Origin of the sequence: Solitalea canadensis DSM 3403, assembly GCF_000242635.2 — a bacterium.
In the GTDB taxonomy this organism is placed as follows: Bacteria; Bacteroidota; Bacteroidia; order Sphingobacteriales; family Sphingobacteriaceae; genus Solitalea; species Solitalea canadensis.
The window spans coordinates 2,497,264-2,514,643 of record NC_017770.1; the positions used below are offsets into that span (position 1 = coordinate 2,497,264).

12 protein-coding genes are annotated in these 17,380 nt (G+C 36.5%); 1 reads left to right on the plus strand and 11 read right to left on the minus strand.

Annotated elements, in window-relative coordinates:
- Positions 1-489: 489 nt before the first annotated feature.
- From SOLCA_RS10400 to SOLCA_RS10445, 9 genes are all read right to left on the minus strand, one after another.
- Entirely contained in the window at positions 490-1,338 is an 849-nt protein-coding gene (locus SOLCA_RS10400) for a sulfurtransferase (RefSeq protein ID WP_014680407.1), read from the minus strand.
- A gap of 28 nt (positions 1,339-1,366) precedes the next feature.
- Entirely contained in the window at positions 1,367-1,810 is a 444-nt protein-coding gene (locus SOLCA_RS10405) for a methyltransferase family protein (RefSeq protein ID WP_217166210.1), read from the minus strand.
- A gap of 574 nt (positions 1,811-2,384) precedes the next feature.
- Entirely contained in the window at positions 2,385-2,867 is a 483-nt protein-coding gene (locus tag SOLCA_RS10415) for a GNAT family N-acetyltransferase (RefSeq protein ID WP_014680410.1), read from the minus strand.
- A 15-nt stretch (positions 2,868-2,882) separates the two neighbouring features.
- Entirely contained in the window at positions 2,883-3,413 is a 531-nt protein-coding gene (locus tag SOLCA_RS10420) for a DUF2199 domain-containing protein (protein WP_014680411.1), read from the minus strand.
- Between the two features lie 77 nt (positions 3,414-3,490).
- A complete protein-coding gene (locus SOLCA_RS10425; protein WP_014680412.1) occupies positions 3,491-3,757 on the minus strand; it encodes a hypothetical protein in 267 nt (88 codons plus the stop codon).
- A 33-nt stretch (positions 3,758-3,790) separates the two neighbouring features.
- The gene (locus SOLCA_RS10430; protein WP_014680413.1) at positions 3,791-4,171 is read right to left on the minus strand and encodes a VOC family protein; all 381 of its coding nucleotides are present in this window, start codon (positions 4,169-4,171) and stop codon (positions 3,791-3,793) included.
- Between the two features lie 134 nt (positions 4,172-4,305).
- Entirely contained in the window at positions 4,306-4,824 is a 519-nt protein-coding gene (locus SOLCA_RS10435) for a 3'-5' exoribonuclease (protein ID WP_014680414.1), read from the minus strand.
- A gap of 26 nt (positions 4,825-4,850) precedes the next feature.
- Positions 4,851-5,822, minus strand: a complete 972-nt coding sequence (locus tag SOLCA_RS10440) for a toxin-antitoxin system YwqK family antitoxin (protein ID WP_014680415.1) — start codon at positions 5,820-5,822, stop codon at positions 4,851-4,853.
- Positions 5,823-5,871: 49 nt separating this feature from the next.
- On the minus strand, positions 5,872-6,315 hold the full coding sequence (locus SOLCA_RS10445) for a hypothetical protein (protein ID WP_014680416.1): 444 nt from the start codon (positions 6,313-6,315) through the stop codon (positions 5,872-5,874).
- A 209-nt stretch (positions 6,316-6,524) separates the two neighbouring features.
- Here SOLCA_RS10445 and SOLCA_RS10450 point away from each other — a divergent pair, with 209 nt between their 5' ends.
- Positions 6,525-7,277 carry a hypothetical protein gene (locus SOLCA_RS10450; RefSeq protein ID WP_157604551.1) on the plus strand — a complete coding sequence of 251 codons (753 nt, stop codon included), beginning with the start codon at positions 6,525-6,527 and terminating at the stop codon, positions 7,275-7,277.
- Positions 7,278-7,337: 60 nt separating this feature from the next.
- Here SOLCA_RS10450 and SOLCA_RS10455 read toward each other — a convergent pair whose 3' ends face one another.
- Positions 7,338-7,757, minus strand: a complete 420-nt coding sequence (locus tag SOLCA_RS10455) for a hypothetical protein (protein ID WP_014680417.1) — start codon at positions 7,755-7,757, stop codon at positions 7,338-7,340.
- Position 7,758: 1 nt separating this feature from the next.
- A complete protein-coding gene (locus tag SOLCA_RS10460; RefSeq protein ID WP_014680418.1) occupies positions 7,759-17,334 on the minus strand; it encodes a SpvB/TcaC N-terminal domain-containing protein in 9,576 nt (3,191 codons plus the stop codon).
- Positions 17,335-17,380: the final 46 nt, after the last annotated feature.

Here is a 17,380-nt window from a genome sequence, read left to right on the forward strand (position 1 = left end):
ACCTTATCTTACTGACGCATTTATTACTTGAAATAAAAGCCCAATTATAAGGTTAATTACAAAAGACAATTGACCAACTACAAATAAAACAATACCCCCTTGATAAAGCTGATAGATTAATTCAAGCGAATTAAAGTTATATGATTCTGAAAAATTGTTACCATAACCAATACCCATTATAACTAAAATGAAAGCTGCTAGTGTAAAAAGAACGTGCATCCAGACTAAATACACTGTCCAAAATTTTACTTTTGTGAACCTATAAACCACCCAGACCATGAAAAAGACAGATGCGAAAAACAAACACACCAAGAAGTCTATAACTATGTAATTATCGTGTAATTGTATTTCAATTGCAGAGTAGTAAGTAAAAAAAGAACCAACTAACCACAGAAATCCTATAATAAGGAATAAATTATAGGGTTTACTTAATATATAAGCGTGTATTTCTTTGCTAACTAATTTCATAGGTATTAATCTTACTACTTTTTACATCTTCGTAACCATTGGTTTGTTGTTCCTCGACCACTCACTCCACGAACCAACATACAATTTCGGTATTTCCATACCGGCTGCATCTATTGCCAATAGTGTATGACAGGCAGTAACTCCCGAACCACAATGAACAATAATATTTTCGGGATTCACATTTTCAAACGCTTTTGTGTATTTATCGTGAAGTTTTTCTCTTGATAAGAAAAATCCATGCTCATCTAAATTGGTGGTAAATGGGATATTAACCGCATTAGGTATATGGCCTGCAATTAAATCAATTGGCTCTATTTCGCCGTTGTACCGTTCTTCATCTCGTACATCAATAATCAGGAAATTTTCATCTTGTGATGCTTTATCAATCAGGCTAATGTCGGCCAATGGCAATTTAGACCCTTCAATTTTGTAGGGAGCAACCGGTTGAGGGGCCACCGTTTTATCATTTACAGGAAATCCAGCTTTAACAGCGGCCTGAAACCCGCCGTCCAATACCTGCACATTTTGATGTCCGACAGATTTCAACATCCACCAAAATCTGGCAGCTGCATTTGAACCGTTTTTATCATCATAAATTACCACATGACTTTCAGGTGTTATACCTAATTGCGACAATGTTTCTGAAAATTGTGAAAACGTAGGCAAGGGATGCCGCCCTCCTACCGCCACATCTGCTTTAATATCAGCCAATTGAGTATCCAGATCAACGAACAATGCACCATCCAAATGACTCGTCAAGTATTTCTCCTGTCCGGCATTTGTTGCATCAACAATTGTTAACTTTTCTTTTTTCTGATACAGAGATAATAGCTCCTCCGGCTTAATGAGTGGCGATAGTTGTTGTGACATAGTGATTTATGATTTTATACTTTTCATGCTATTCTAAACCTGTATACGGTTTCAAACGAGGAATCCACCGCGGAACATGTTCTTTATACTTTTGGTAATCACCTCCAAACCTTTCTTTTAAGTCGGGTTCTTCTTTCAAAATGAAGTAAATCGTATTGATTATAAAGAATATCGCAGCGAAGATTAACAGGTTAACTGAATTTAAAGTTAAGGTTTCTCCCAATAAAATAAAAAACACTCCTGTAATCATGGGATTTCTACAATATTTATAGGGCCCTTTGATGACTAACGTTTGTGTAGGTGTCCATGGTGCCAATGTTCCTTTTCCGAAAGTCCGAAATAAGTAAACTGTCCAAATAAATAAAGACAAGCCTGTTAACAGGAATAGTACGCCTAAAACAATAAAAAATGGATTCGCTATAAAGAGCATTTGAGTTTTATCATAACACAGGTATGGAATAATAACCGTCATTGTAAACGGTAAGATGAGGATATCCCGAATATGTTTTATGATAGAGGGCTGGGGCATTGAGTTGACGAATTACGTGTTGTGGGGTTTGAGTTTTGTATTAAGATATTATTTTTTATTGACACAACAACGACCAATACTCCTAATTATTTATTATCGAATATTCCTTTCTGTGTATTTTAATTTGGTTAATAAGAGACCGAAAAATCCCCAACTACAACATACTACCAAGCTCATAATGATATACCCTTTAACAGATACATTTTGATAAAAATACAACCGGTAGATATACATGATCCCAATACAAGAAAGCACTGTCAACGATAATATCCAGCCTATTTTTGTATCTATTAATAATGTAATGCCGGCTATTAAAGTAAGAATATATAAAATAACTACAGCAAAATACTTTTGAATCATAATTAAGGAATAATCAAAAGTGTTGATTTTTGCTCCCTTCGAGACAAAAAAGCGAAACATTTCAATGTTGCCCTTTATAAAGGTCCAGAAAAAGATCACCGCGAACACAATCAGTAGTATGGCAATTACCCTTCGGGAATTGTTTATCGTCCATGGTTTACTCATCTTTAGCATTTAAATTTTTGATTAGCACAATCATATGTTTACACTGTATTCCATTCTCAAAAATGGGTTCGTTGTAATTATCCAAAAAGAAATTTTTTCTGATCTCAACGATTTCAAATCCACATTTCTGGTATAAATAAAGCTGGGTAACACTTGAATTGGCGGTGCCGATTAAGAGTGATTCAAAACCTTTTTCTTTTGCAACCTGTATGGCACTCTCCAACAATAGCTTACCTATTCCCTTGCCTTGATGGACATTATGAACAGCAATGTTTTTTATTTCAGCAACATGATTATTCAAAGGTAAAAGTGCATAAACTCCGGTTATCACATTTTCATTTATTGCGAGATAGATTAATGAGTCATTTATGTATTCGTCAACCATTTTTTTGGAAGGATCGGCAAGTAAAAGTAACTCATAAGGAATTGCCTCGTTTTGTTCGAATGGTCGTATGTGGATATTGAGATTTTCCATGGAGTTAAAAGCTTTTTAATCCTCTTCTTTTTCAATCGATTCTATCATTGATGCAATCCGCCTTTCGGCTTCTGTTTTTGTTATACCGTTATGGTAGTCACGAACAAATGGATGATCGAAATCTTCATGAGGCACAATTTCTGGTCGCTGATTATTTGTCTTAATATACACTGTGGTCGGAATACTATCGTTAAAAATATAGTCAGGCAAATGGTTGCAAAGCCACCCAAAATACTTAGCCTTGTGATTCTCATTAGTATAATTATCTAAATAATCCTGAAAACTATTCTCACTTAGCGAAACCCATAAGCCATAATCTAAGTCTTCACAATGATCTATTACTTTCTGAGTTAAAGTACATCTGATAAATCTATCTACTTGATCAGGATAACGAATAATGCAGAAGTCGCTATTAAGTTCTGCGATTTTTTGTTTATCATCCTCTGATAATAGATTATAATGCAATGGAGAAATAAATCCTAGAGCAGGCCAGTCCTCATGTTCTTTTCCGCAACAACTACAGATGTATTCAATTGATTTTGTCATTTTAGTATAGTGATAGTTTAGTGCACCTTAAAATCCAATTAATAATGTCCTTTTGAAAGAATTCTACTTTCCTTTATTTACCTATACAGTTTGATTAAAGTCCAGTTTAGGTCATCTTGTTCACAAGAATAATCATCAATTACTCCGTAACTCTTATAATCAGAAACATTAAACCCTTCTTCGATATCATTATACCAAATCACTTTTCGTCCATAAATTGCCACTACCCAAAAACCACCTCCTTCTTTTCCAAACTCTTCTTCACTCCATTTCTCTGGCTCTATTCTGATGAGACGCCAAAAAGTCAATAAATCTCCTTCAAGTACTTCTTCAGCTTTCTGCATCTGAAGAACGAGCTCAGCTTTTGTTATTGGAGTTCACATAGGCTCCAGTGTTTCACAAGCTTCCAAAACATTTCCGTCAGGATCATAGAATTGAAAATACTTAATAGATTCGTCCTGGTTAAGTTCAGTTACGTTTACCGCATTGTCGAGTAGTTGTTGACGCAGGGTTTTCGCATCAGTGGTTTTGAAAATTGGGAATGAAGTACTTTTCTTGTTACTGTCTATTCTTTCTTCTGTTTTCCATAATGTCAAACTCGTCGGACCATTGGTGTCTACCACTACAAGACCTATTTGTGCATCTTCATAGATCGAATTCAACCCTAATTTATGTAGATACCATTCTTTAGCTTTTTCGATATCGGATACGCGAACAATTACTGTATCAATTCCCTGAAGTAGTTTTTTTTTATCCATGGTTTTTGATGTATTTAATTAACTCAAGTTGCTAGTTAAATAAGATGTCCCATCGGGACAATAGTTGCTTTTATAATCCCTCATACTACCGGTCTTTTACTCCGATGGAGTATTCATTCACTTAAACTTGGTTGTCAAAACTTAATGTTAAGATCAAAATCCTGTTTCAGTGTAAGCAATGCTTCTGCATTACCTTTTGCATCGTCAACCGGGTGATGTGTATGTTTAGTTTTGCGCAGGTGTTTAAATGTTTTGAAGGTGTCTTTTACCAATCCTTTATATAAGCTCCCTAAATTTTGAGAACTGAAACCAAACGGATTGGTACCGATAAAATGATGAAAATACCTGCAGACAAACATCCAATCGAAACCATTATTATCACTGATAAATATTGGATGATCAGTACAAGTTTCTCCCACCCAAATCTTAAATTCTGTCATTACCTTTTTCGGATCGTCAAAAGTGAGCGTTTCTTCTCTCGTATGTCCCGACATCGCTAACACTTCCGGTAGATATTTATCTGAAATAGGTTTTAGTTTTCCAAAAAACGTCTTATCAAGCTGTTCGTTGACCAATACCGCCCCCAAAGAGATCATTGAATAATCACCGGGAATAGGTCCGTCGCTTTCGATATCCACCATTATATAGGCCATGTTCTATATTACTTTAGATCAAACCATCAATTAAACCTGATAATTCTATTTATTACGTATGGCAAATTAACTTCAACATCGGTTTTGTCTTTAAATATCCAAGGAGGCAGAAAACTAATTGCTTCATTTATCTTAAAATTCAAGAGTTTCTTAGATAACTCCGTATGCTCTTTTTTTATAAGCTGAGACTCAGGATCGGTGCTTACAATAAAAGGATAAATTAGTGTTCCATTTTCATGATAATTTTGGATAGGTTCTACAAGGAAACTTGAAATATTATCATTAGTGATGTTGAATTTAATTAAATAATTATAACTGATATATGCATCCCAATAATCAACAGGTACTTCGATCAAATCAACTAACAAATCGCTCGAAAAAATAAACCCACCTAAAGGTGATGTTCCATTTGCTTCTTTTCTATCAGGATATCTTAGAATATAATATTCTCCCGTATTATCGTTCCTATTGATTTCATTGTCTTTATGAAATGCAACAGGCTGATTCATCAAAAACTGCGATGAACTGTAATCATATTGCACAGATGGTTTCTTTCCTTTTTTATCATAAATACTCCATACTCCTAAAGGTTTACCATTTTCGTACTCTCCCTCAATAAACACTTTTGAATTTGCCGTAAAATATGTCCATTTACCATTTTGTCTGCCATTTACAAAAGAAGCAGAAAGCTTCTTTGCACCATTCTGATAAAACAATTCACTACTTCCATTTAATACCCCATCTGTATAATTAATTTTCCGTATTAATGTACCTTTCGTGCTATAAGTATTCCATTCACCGTCTTTCTTCCCGTTTTTAAAGAAACCTGATTCAATAATTTTCCCTTTATACTCTCTTTCAAACTTTCCTTCTAAAGAAGGTGTAGTGTTTACTATTTTATCATTACAATCACAATGATCAAGTTTATATGTTTCCTGTGCTTGTGTAGTATTTAATGCTACTACTAATCCAATTAATGTTAATGTGATTCTATACATGCTAATTTTACTATTGTATATATTGTTATGTGAATGATAATAGGTTACCTTAATCACAACTATTATCAAGTCTCTGCCTTAAGTTTTTTGTCGGAATTAGCCCAGGAACCTTTACCCAAAAGAAAACGATCGCGTCGTAACACGTTTTCCATTTCGCTTTGTCAAGCACAACATAACCGATGTTGCTAACCTTTTCACCATGCTTGATGATATAACTTTGATTGCTTTGGAAGAAGGATTTCTTGTCGACCAATGTGCTGCCGGTACTGCCCGAAACAAAGACGACTTTTTTGTGAAAGAAATCATAAGAAGTCCCGCTTTCAGAAAGCAATTCTTTTAAAAGCCGGGCTTCCTGTTCATTGATCAATTCAGAATTTTCGGGAGTATAGTTTTCAAATAGTGTAACTATTGAGGGTTTGATTTCATTCTTAGCTTCCTGGCCAAAACAAATCATCGGAATCAAAAAAATAGCGAGTGTAGTTAATAATTTCATAGGTTATTGATTTCAATTTAGCAATGCAACATGTAACCAAAGATATATAAGTTATCTTTTTAACGAAGTTTATTAAACAAAAGTTATCATCCTATAATTTAATTTTTATATCTGCCTAAAAAACGCCCATAACGCTTATTTAAAGCACTTTTAATCGTATCTTAATAAGTAAAGAAATCTGGTAATCAATATTAAATCATCAGTGACTTATGAAGTATTTATTTCTTAGCCTTGCCTCTTGCATTTTGGTGAGTTATAATGTGTTTTGTCAGCCTAAAACTCCAATTCATTCCGACACCATTAATAAACTCATTCAACCAGCTGCTAACGTAAGCCCTTTGGCAATTATTAACCGTTACATTGATTTAATAGGTGGCATGGACAGGCTTAAAGAAGTTAAAACACTGTATATCCAATCAGAAGTTATACTTAAGGTGACTAATATTACATCTGTATTGAAAAGAATGGCTCCCAATAAGGAGTACAACACAATGAGCATTATGGACCTAACAGTTCTGACAAAAACCGTTTTTGATGGTACTAACGGTTATAAGATAATTGATGGCAAGAAAATACCTTTCACAACTGAAGAAATTAAACAGAAGCAGGAAGAGCATTCACTCTTCCCTGAATTATATTTTATCGAAAATAACTTTGCATTAACTGTGGAGGGAATTGAAAAAGTTAATGAGAAAGATGCCTACAAAATCAGAGCTGTATCACCATCCGGCAATATAACTTATCGCTTCTATGATGTTGAAACGGGGTTAATTGTAAGAGCTGACATTAAGCCTGTGGGCGACCCTGATTTTTACACTTCCATCGTTAGTAATTACAAACCTGTTAAAGGTATTTTATTTCCTTTTACCATAGTAACGACACTTCATGATAAACAACAGATGTATATTAAGTCTACTGAGATAAAAATTAACGAAGGAGTGACTGAAGGAGATTTCAAGTAATAAAATTGAAAGCCTGGTTATATGCACAACCAGGCTTTCTTATACTTCCCTTATACGGTCTTATTGACCAGCAGGTATAGGAGGAGCATCTGGCGGTAATTTAGCTTTCACCTCCTTAACCAGCATTATTTTCCCTTTATTGTTCACTCCAATGATATACTTATACCGGTGACTCATTAAGACATAATTTCCTTCTACGGTTGTAGTAGTTGATTTTTCCTTATTCAAGGTGTAATCCGTTCCTTTAAAGAGCGTTTTTACTTTATCCCAGTTATTCCTTATTTCATTTATCGTATAAAATCGCTTTGATTTGTTTGCAACCTGAAAAGTAACAGTGTCATTAAACAAATCATTATTTGCGGTTTTATCTATTTCCTTTTCCAAACTCTTAACAAATGAACTTGCATTAAGAGTACCCGTTTGGGCATTACAACTAAACTGAGATAGTAAAATGAAGCTAATTATTAAATATACTCTCATATTATTTTCTAATGATTGAAGGTACTGAATATGGACGGAATGTAGAAAGTCTCGTTTTTTGCGATTTTGCATCAATAGCTCTAATCATCGTACCGTCATAGATAACTTTACCACTACTGTTAGTTTTAAAGAGTCCACTACTTGTTAATGCCTTTACGGTAATTCCCATATTGTCTGCGAGTTTTTGACCAAATGAAAAACTCCGAATCTGTGCATCACTCCAAGATTGGTCTCCTCCTATCCAGCATCCGTAAAAAGTAGCCACGGCCGATTTTTCAAAGTTTGATTTATCAAATCTCATCACATTATTACCGTTGATCTCTCTTAAATCATAATTGTTTTTCTGCGCATCTGCATCCGCCTGACTTGTAGTTGTTCCATCTGAACGTCGTTCATTTGGTTTTTCTCCACCCAAGCTCACTCCTCCCGTGTTGGTTCCATTGTTATCACTAAATCCATATCCATGACTAAATACAGTGAGACTACCAATTTTACCCGATTTGTATTTTTTATTTACAGCACTGATAAATCTTGAAGAAGATGGAGCATAAACAAGAATAACTGCATCCCTGGCCGGATCAAAAGTTGGACTACTTTCAATTTTCTTTTTAAGCGCTTCCGCGTTCAATTGAAATCCTTTACCAACATCATGGCCTCCACCTGCAGTTGTATAGTTTAGATACCCCGCTCCATACACCACCAAATGTGTAGTATCACCCGTTGGGTCAGTAACTATCACTGGGTTATTCAAACAATAAGAATAACCACTAAAACCGGGATATTTTTCTGTATACCTGTCAATTGACAACCATAAAGAAGTTTTTGGATCCATATACCTCGACCCATAATAATACAGTCCGGTTTCTTCATCTAACTCTTTTCCATTAAATAAATAAGGTACCCTGTTAGTATTACTATGTTCTTCTACAAAAGTTTCTCCGAAAGCAAAATATTCTAAATGCTGATATATTTCTCCGGCAGCATCTGAAATGTAAGAAGTACTTCCTAAATGATCAGGATGGAAATAATATTGAAAAGATTCGGTTGCGTTTCCGGTGCCGTTAATTTGGCCAGGAGGAATTTTACCACTTTTGCCAGCTGTTAAAATCTGACCGTCCATACCCAAAAATTTAAGGTTTTTCACAATACCCTGCTCCATTGCCTGCTTCTTATTCGTATAGTTAAGTGAATCTCCTCCTGCCTTTAAAGGACCTTTCCCTTTATTATCCCAACCACCACCTAGCTTACTCAAAATGCGTTGACCCTCAATGTAATAATGCTTGGTATAACCACCACTTTTTAGCACAATATATGGGTTTACATAAACTGTATAATTACCCATTTGACCCGAGCCGGCTTTTCTTTCACCATTTACAAAAGCTGTTTGTCCTTGGCTCTGTCCTTTCAATACGCGCTCACCCGAGGCATCATACACATAATGATAAGTAGCACCATTATCCATCACTGCTCTTACACGGTTCTCTTCATCCCAGAATATCTTCCGACGTTGTCCGCTCTTATCATCCTCCCAACCAGTCTGATTACCATTTGCATCATAACTATAGGTTTGCCGACCTATATGCACAGGCGTATGCGGCTGACTTTCTCCATAAGTATAATCACTAGCATAGGTAGTTTTTTTCTGCTCTGTCCACGCATTTCCGGAACTACCACCACTTCGTTCATGCTTTTGAACTTTTTTGGTAATTCCACCTACTGTATTATAATCCATAGTTAGTGAATAACGATGCTGACTATTACTGCCCTTAAATAAGCCAGTAGCTTCTTTAAGTTGGTACATATCATCATAATCATAAGCATATTCTGAAGACCCACCCATCAGATTTGCAGCAGGCACAGGCGCGTTATTTTTCAGGCTCAGAATATTATTTACTTTATCATAACCATAAACATTATCCATAAAAGTTCTTCCTTTGGCCGTTTTGGCATTCATCACTTTTAGTCTTCTACGATCTGGTTCATAGGTATAAGTTGTTTTAGTTCCATTGCCATAAGCCAGGAATAAACGCTGTTCAAACTTATCGTATCCCAGCTGCTTAACATAGTTATACTGACTGCCTTTTTTCTTGCCATTCAGACTATTAAGCAGGCCACCAACATTGTAATTATAGGCAACCTCTTCTCCATCCGGATAAATCATTGAAGTTAATCGTCCCCAAGTGTCATATTTCCATTCTGTAATGTAGGTTTGCTCAGCATGTTGTGGGATCACAATAGTGTGAACATTCTTCACCACCTCTCCTAGCGCATCATAGAAAAACTCTTGTGCTCCTGAAACATCTTCCTGTAAAACGATGCGTCCTACACGATTATCAGATGCATCTACAGCTCCATAAACATACCTTACATTATTTTCAGGATTTTGAGGATAATTAACGTTTGTTAAACGTTCAAAATCATAATCATAATTGATGTGAGCATTATCCTTTTTCAAGTTAGCTGTTTGTAACTGAATCAGATTTCCAACCAGGTCATAGGTATAAATGTTTATGCCTGCATCAGGATGTTTACGGCCGGTGCGTCTGCCAAACCAATCATAAACGGACTGAGTAGTATGTCCTTCATCATCAGTTGATGCAATCAGTTCGTCAATTGCGTTATAGGCAAAACTTGTCCAGATATCTTTATCTGTTGTATAATTTTTTATAGAGGTATTTCTACCTTTTATATCTGTAAATTGCTCAGTTTGTTTCCCATTTGCGTCAGTAATTTTAATACTAAATTGCTTTACACTATTCCGATCATTTCCGAAACCATATTCAGTTTTATTAACTGCACCATCCGGTAATGTAGTCGTGAGTGTACGCCCCATAATATCATAAGTACTTAATGTAGGAGCGATATTATCTTCGGAAAAATTAAACTTACCGAGGGTACCTAAATTTTCAATTACAGGATAACGAGATTCATAAATTCTGCCAAAAGGATCAAACTTCACTCTTCCTGAAACGACCACTTGTTCTTTATCAGCTTTATTTTCCCCTTGATAAATGGCAGCATCTTTCTTCGTTTGTAAAACACGCCCCAAACCATCCACAAAAATGACTGATTCCAAATCATTCCTCGGATTTGAAGGGTCGTAATGTTTTGTTAATGCCCAAGGAACAGCTGCCTCCGGATGGTATTCGAATTTAATCGTATAACCAGCGGGCGAAGCTTTTTCATAAGGACCGGTTACTTTAATAATCCTGCCCAGGTTATCAAATTCCGAAGAAATCAGGTGACCATTCATATCCTTGCTACTTATGACTTGGCCGAAACGAAAGTCATAACTGGCCTCAGAATTATACCCATAGGAATTACTCACCTTTGTATTGTAGGTATGAACCGTATTATCGTAAATGTAGTTAAACGATAGTCTTTGTCCTTTTGCATTTGTCGGTCGGGTTACCTTGCTAAGATTACCATAAGCATCGTATTCCATATCAAAAGCAGCGGCTTCCCCATTTTCAAGGAATTGTTTTACTTGGCTAACATTCCCCTTTTCATTGATAGAAGATTCGCGCTTGCGATATACTGCGCTACTGCCACTAACCACAATTGACTTAGGCGATGACATTATGTATTTATCTTCAACTGAATGATAAGTGATAACTGATGAAATATCATCCTGATCGCCTTCATCTCCAAAGTCAGTAAAATTGGTAACGTTCCCTAGCTGATCATAAGCATAAGTGCTTCTGGTGCTTTTTCCCGGATCTGTTTGTCCTTCATAAAACTTTTGTACGGTTTCCTTTAACGATGGAAAAGCACTGTTAACAAAGTTTTTTTTCGCATCTGAGGATAAGACAGTTCCAGTTGATCGGTCGGTTACTGAATATTGATTCTCTTTTTCTAGATATTTATGGCCTTGTCCGTCTTGCATCACCTCTGTCAGTTGCAGTCCCTTTTCATAAAAATTATCATTATTAAAAGTTTGCTCAACAACTATATATTCTTCATCGCGCTTTTGAGTATCATGCGTATTTACAATTACTTTTTTAAAGCCATAAAAATCTCTCTCAAAGCGATCGTAGTAACCATTTTTGTAATCAAAAGTCGTTAGCATCCGATCTGCTCCGTCCCCTGTAAAACCATCCTTAACTTCAACCTGACTTAAAGCCCATACATCATTTGGCATCTCATAAGTATTACCAATACGCTTGTAGTCGATGGCAAAAGATGCCCCCAATGGACGTTTAACACCTTTTAATAGATTGGTTCGACCTATAGTTGATCGTGATACAAACAATTCATTATCCTTTGTAGATTTTACATAATCCGGATACCCGTCACCGTCTACATCAGAAAGTTTCTCCAAATCCCTGGTCATACCTTTACCTGCATTCACACTTGGGTTAAAACAAATCTTAATATTAACTATAGGAAAATAAATACCGAAGGTAAAAGCAACATTCGCAGCTTCATTAGCGGCCGAGCTTTTGTTTATTTGCGATGCCCCCAACCAATTTATTTCTTCTCCAAACCCACTTCCGGTATTTAATCTTACTTTCATTGGGTTTCCTTCTAAGACAATATCAACCAGGTTATCACCATTCACATCCTGCAGCCCGATTCTGTTATAGTTATCCGATCTTGATAAACTGATCCCTCCTGAAATACTACCATTCCAAATACTGAATCCAAGTCCGCCGCCATAACTTTTACTATCACCTTTCTGTATTTGACTGTACCCCCAAGGCTCTTCCGGAGCAAAACTGTATCCCAGATTTAATTCAACCATTCCACCTTGCTTAACCCTATCTGGCAAACCATCTCCGTTAATATCCATCCATGTAAAATCAGCTTCATTTTTTCCCTTTCCATAGTTGGCACTTAAACCTGCTGAATTATTGCCCGTACCAACACTAAATGTGATTTTTTTGGCATTTGAAGGAGATGAAGTTCCCTTGGAAGTAACAAATGAGCCTGATAAAGAAACACCATCCGACTCAGTGGTAGTTTTATGATTTTCTTTTTTACCGTGGTCAATATAGGTCGATGATAGTCCTCCTAAAGCATTGGTATACTGAATTTTTCTCTCCGTAACAATATCCGGATAGCGATCGCCATTCATATCTACAAAATCAGTAAGCACCTTCATTCCTCCATAAGATTTGCCATAGCTACCACTAACAAAGCCTCCTCCGGCACCAACAGAGAATGAATAATTAGTACTTTTTGCAATTTTATTTATTGCTCTTGCACCACTGCCATTTCCTGGAACAGCCTGTGCCGGACTTATATCATCATCTCCCAATCGAGAACTACTAATAATATCAGCAGTTATAAACGTTTGCTTATCATATCCCTCCCAGTGTTTTTTTTCACCCATGGCAACTAACATAATAAAATTGTCTTTTGCAGGATCATAAGTATTCTTATTCTCCAATTCATTACCATCTCCTATAGAACCAACATCTACAGGTTCGGTATTTAAAAGCACTTCGCTTAATTTTAGCTCACTTTCATTGATGGCACTTGTTGCCCGGTCGCGATTACCGTTATAGGCAAAATGTCCCCATCCTCTAAATAAAGGGCCAAAAATTATATTTCCATTTTTAACTGTATCCAGATAAGCATGTAATCCGGTTGCTACATTCAGTGTCGTTCCTGCCTGAACTACAACAGCCTTATGATCCAGCACTTTAGCTAATTCAAAACTAGTTGTGTGGTATTCAAAATATAAGGTATCATTTGTAGATGTATTAATGTTTAATGTTTGGGGATTACCAATCTGACCATTAACTACATTGAGTCTTTGTTTAGCAACCAGCGTATCTTTCTTCTTTACGGAAAAGGTGATTGAACCATTGTAAAGTGATGAAGGCGGTAACGAAAGCTGAGGGATTACACTAATGGAGTTAACATTTGCATTTACCACCCAAGGCTTCGTAATTGAAATCACATCAGCATAAATGGAATAATCAGGTACAGGATAAAACTTAATGAGCGATTCTCCTGAGGTTCCTGTAACTGGTATTGCAGGATCAGCTGATGCAGTATAATACATCACCGGGTTCCATTTTATATTACTCCAGTCAATATTTGTTGAAGAGTGTACTTTAAATGAATAACTTTCATTATTCTCAACAGCTAAATCAGCAACAATCGGCTCATTTACTTCTGTTTCCCAAGAGTACATTTTAGACCATACAGGTACTTCAATACCATTGTTAACTTTCTTTATAATCTGCACCAAAACTGAATCAGAGGTTTTAGGTTTACTAAAACTTCCTTCAATTTTAACCTGTCCTTTTATTGGTGTTGCCACTTCCTGACTAGAACTCAGTACAAAATCATCCTTACTTGAAAAGCTATAAACCGGTTTATTATTAGCATCTTTTAAGCTGATATCCTGATTTAAGTACTCGATCTGTGGACTCCAATTCACCTGATCATAAGAACCATTGGCTATTGAACCTACTCTAAAATAAATCCTGTCCCCTTTTTGAACAGCTAAATTATTTACTCCTGATGGCTGATGCCATGAATAGTCATCCGGACCGATGGTTGCGTTCCATAATTCGGTTCCTTTCAGCTGAATAGCTACCCTCACACCATCTGCGGGAGTCTCATTTCGATCCGCATCATTACTCTTAATTAATTGAACAGGAGCCTTAACCACTACCTGACCATCAAAAGGAGCCTTCCACGTACGAACAACATCATGCAAAGGGTTTTGATTAATTGCAGAATCAAGTTCAGCGGGATCTACTTCATAAATATCAGTAGCCACATTGCCGTCCTGGTTAATAGGACTTGGAGTTCCATTACTTGTCGGATTAAACTCCGGATGGCCGGAAGTGGTATTAAGTCTATTGAAATAAACTGTTCCGTTAATCACCACATCCGTTAATTGATCGCCATTGGCTTCAGTGAAATAAACCGTTGTAGTAGAGGTAGTTTTGCTAGCACCTACACCTGCAAAAATAACCGCTCCGGGACCATGAGCTTCAATACCTCCGCTAATTGTCTTACTCTTCTCTTTATGAAACTTATTAATACCCTGAATTGAAATCTTATCTCCAAAAACAGCAGTACCATCAGGTCCTGATAAATTTGGACGATAAAACATTCCGTCATTAGTTGTGAAAACTTTATCAGGCAATCCGTCTCCATTTATATCAATCATGGATAAAAGCCCTTCACTTGTTGATTCCGAATAACCCAGATTACCTCCAACAGAGGTACTCTTTGAAGCAACATTCGCATCAAAACCAACCGTAACAGCAAGACCGGCACCTATGTCTGTAGACTTTGTACCACTTAAAGCCGAAGCCTCATCTCCAAAATCTTTTAACGGATCAATGTTTTTTATTGGATTTATAAAATTGGCATTAATCTTATCATTATTAGTTGTCCAGTTTTCTACGGTTTTAAAAGGCTTTAAATTACCTCCCGTAGTTATATCATTATAATATTCGAACTTGTGACTATTAAAGAATTTACCGGCGGCATCAAACTCACTTATACTATCGAGCAAGGTTTTGAAAAACTCTCCTTGTTTATAGTTCAACTCGTAACTCCGGATATTCTTTCCCTCAAACTGTACTTCAATTTTCTTTAACAAATCGGCTGTAACTTGCTTAAAACCAAGATTGGCCATGATGTTTACATCCACACGTTTTTTCCAGTTTTGCAATTCCCGGTCTCTCTTAAACAGTACAGCATATTTGCCTTCTTCCGTGTTATGTCCTGTGTAGGAAATCTTTTCAATGTAAATCTGATAACCTGGTACCGTTCCACCCTCAACGCCAACATCTTCAACTTTTCGATATTGATAACGGACAAAATTCCCATTCAAATCACGTGTTTCTTTTAAACACCAATGGGCTTTATTGTTATTAGCATCACTTAAGGTAGCATTTTCATCTACCCCATTATCAGGGTCACCACCATAGAAATATGTTGTCCCGTTCTTATCTGTTACTTCCCACCAATAGTTTGCAGGGCTATTTCCATGACGAATAACCTTACTAAAAGAGCTCTCCACCCTTGGATAAAATCGTTTATCACCCGTCGTTCGGTCTTGCAATTCGCCCCGATGAGCAACCGGAGTCAACTGTTCTCCATTAAACAAATAGGTTTCTGTTTCTTTTCCTGCATCATAGCGTGGTACACCCCAACGTGTATCAATTCCAATAAAAGGTGTGCCTAATCCCCATCCTAAACCCAACCATCCATTACCATTTCCGCTGTTATAAGAAATGCCCACCTGTGGTTGCATACCATTTCTGCCAGATGGAATATTAATGCTATAACCAATTGATGCGTTACCCATACTATTGGCCTGTGGAGGCTCTATAAGATTAACTGCAGCCGTTGGATTTGCTGATTTAATGTCTTTAATGGAATTAGAGTTGTAAGCATTTACTTCGGGAGATTCGGGCACCTTAATCACCGCATTGATCATGTCAGTAAAATGCGTGGTACCGGAAATTACTTCGCCACTTTCTTCCATTACTGAATCCAATGGTAATGCAATCCAATGATGCGAACTCTCATCAAAGAAATAGGTCTTTACATCTTTTGCGGTATAACCGTCTGGTATCTTTTCCTCATCAAAAGCAATACGTAATTGAGCTTCTTTCAGGAACTGCGTTTTATGTGGAAGGAAACGATAACCGACATGATTTTTGGTCACATTTACCATTCCCGGGTCAAGAGCCGGAATATCGACATCTCTTAATGAGGTAATAGATATAGATTGAGCACTTTTAAGTGAACCATTAACTAATGTCAAACTTGCTCCATTTAACGAAACACTGGCATCCTGATGGGGAAGAATGAGTTTTTTAGTGGCGCTAATTGCTCCCGACAAATCATAAGTGTAATCAGCGTTTTCCGAATTTAGAAATTCAACGTTCTTCACTAATCTTTGCCCATTCGGATATACGGCTTCTACTTTAACCCGTTGTGAAATACCGGAACGTTTAACAACTCCTTCAAATTCTCCTTTGTATAGTCGTGCCTTTTCTCCGTCAATAAAGATTTGAGCCTTATTATCATTACCTGTAATAAAGCCTTTAATGTAGGCCATATTATTATAATAAGTATGGCCAGCGTTTTGATCGATCACCAAAGATTGACCAATAGCACTATTAGTGTGATCTATTTCGAACTGAAGATTGCGAACCTGATAATGATGTTTTGCTCCTGAAGGTACAGTGAAGCGAATAACATTGTCTCCTGATTTTAGCCAGGCGGCATTTATTCTTTCACGTTGTTTTACCCAACCGTTTCTCTTTTTAACCAGATACCCCCCAACAGCTAACTGATCATTTACACTACGAGATACAGCATTGTGGTCTTCCACTCCTTCTAATTCATAGATTAGCCAAACATTTTCATTGCCGCGTAAGGACTTATCGATATTAATATGAAATACGTTATCTGCCGGATTATCGATTGGAATTTTCTCAGATACCCCAATCTGTCCTTCCTGTTTTTTTGAAAGATAGTATTTTTTAGAAGGGCCGTTTTTGTCTATTATTTCTGAACAATAAGCATTATTGATAATGCCCGCAGTTAAAACTAAAAGAGCAGTAATTTTCCTGAAAGAAATATTCGTCATTGGTTATTGACTTAACTAAGGTAAATGGAATTATTGCTTAATGAGA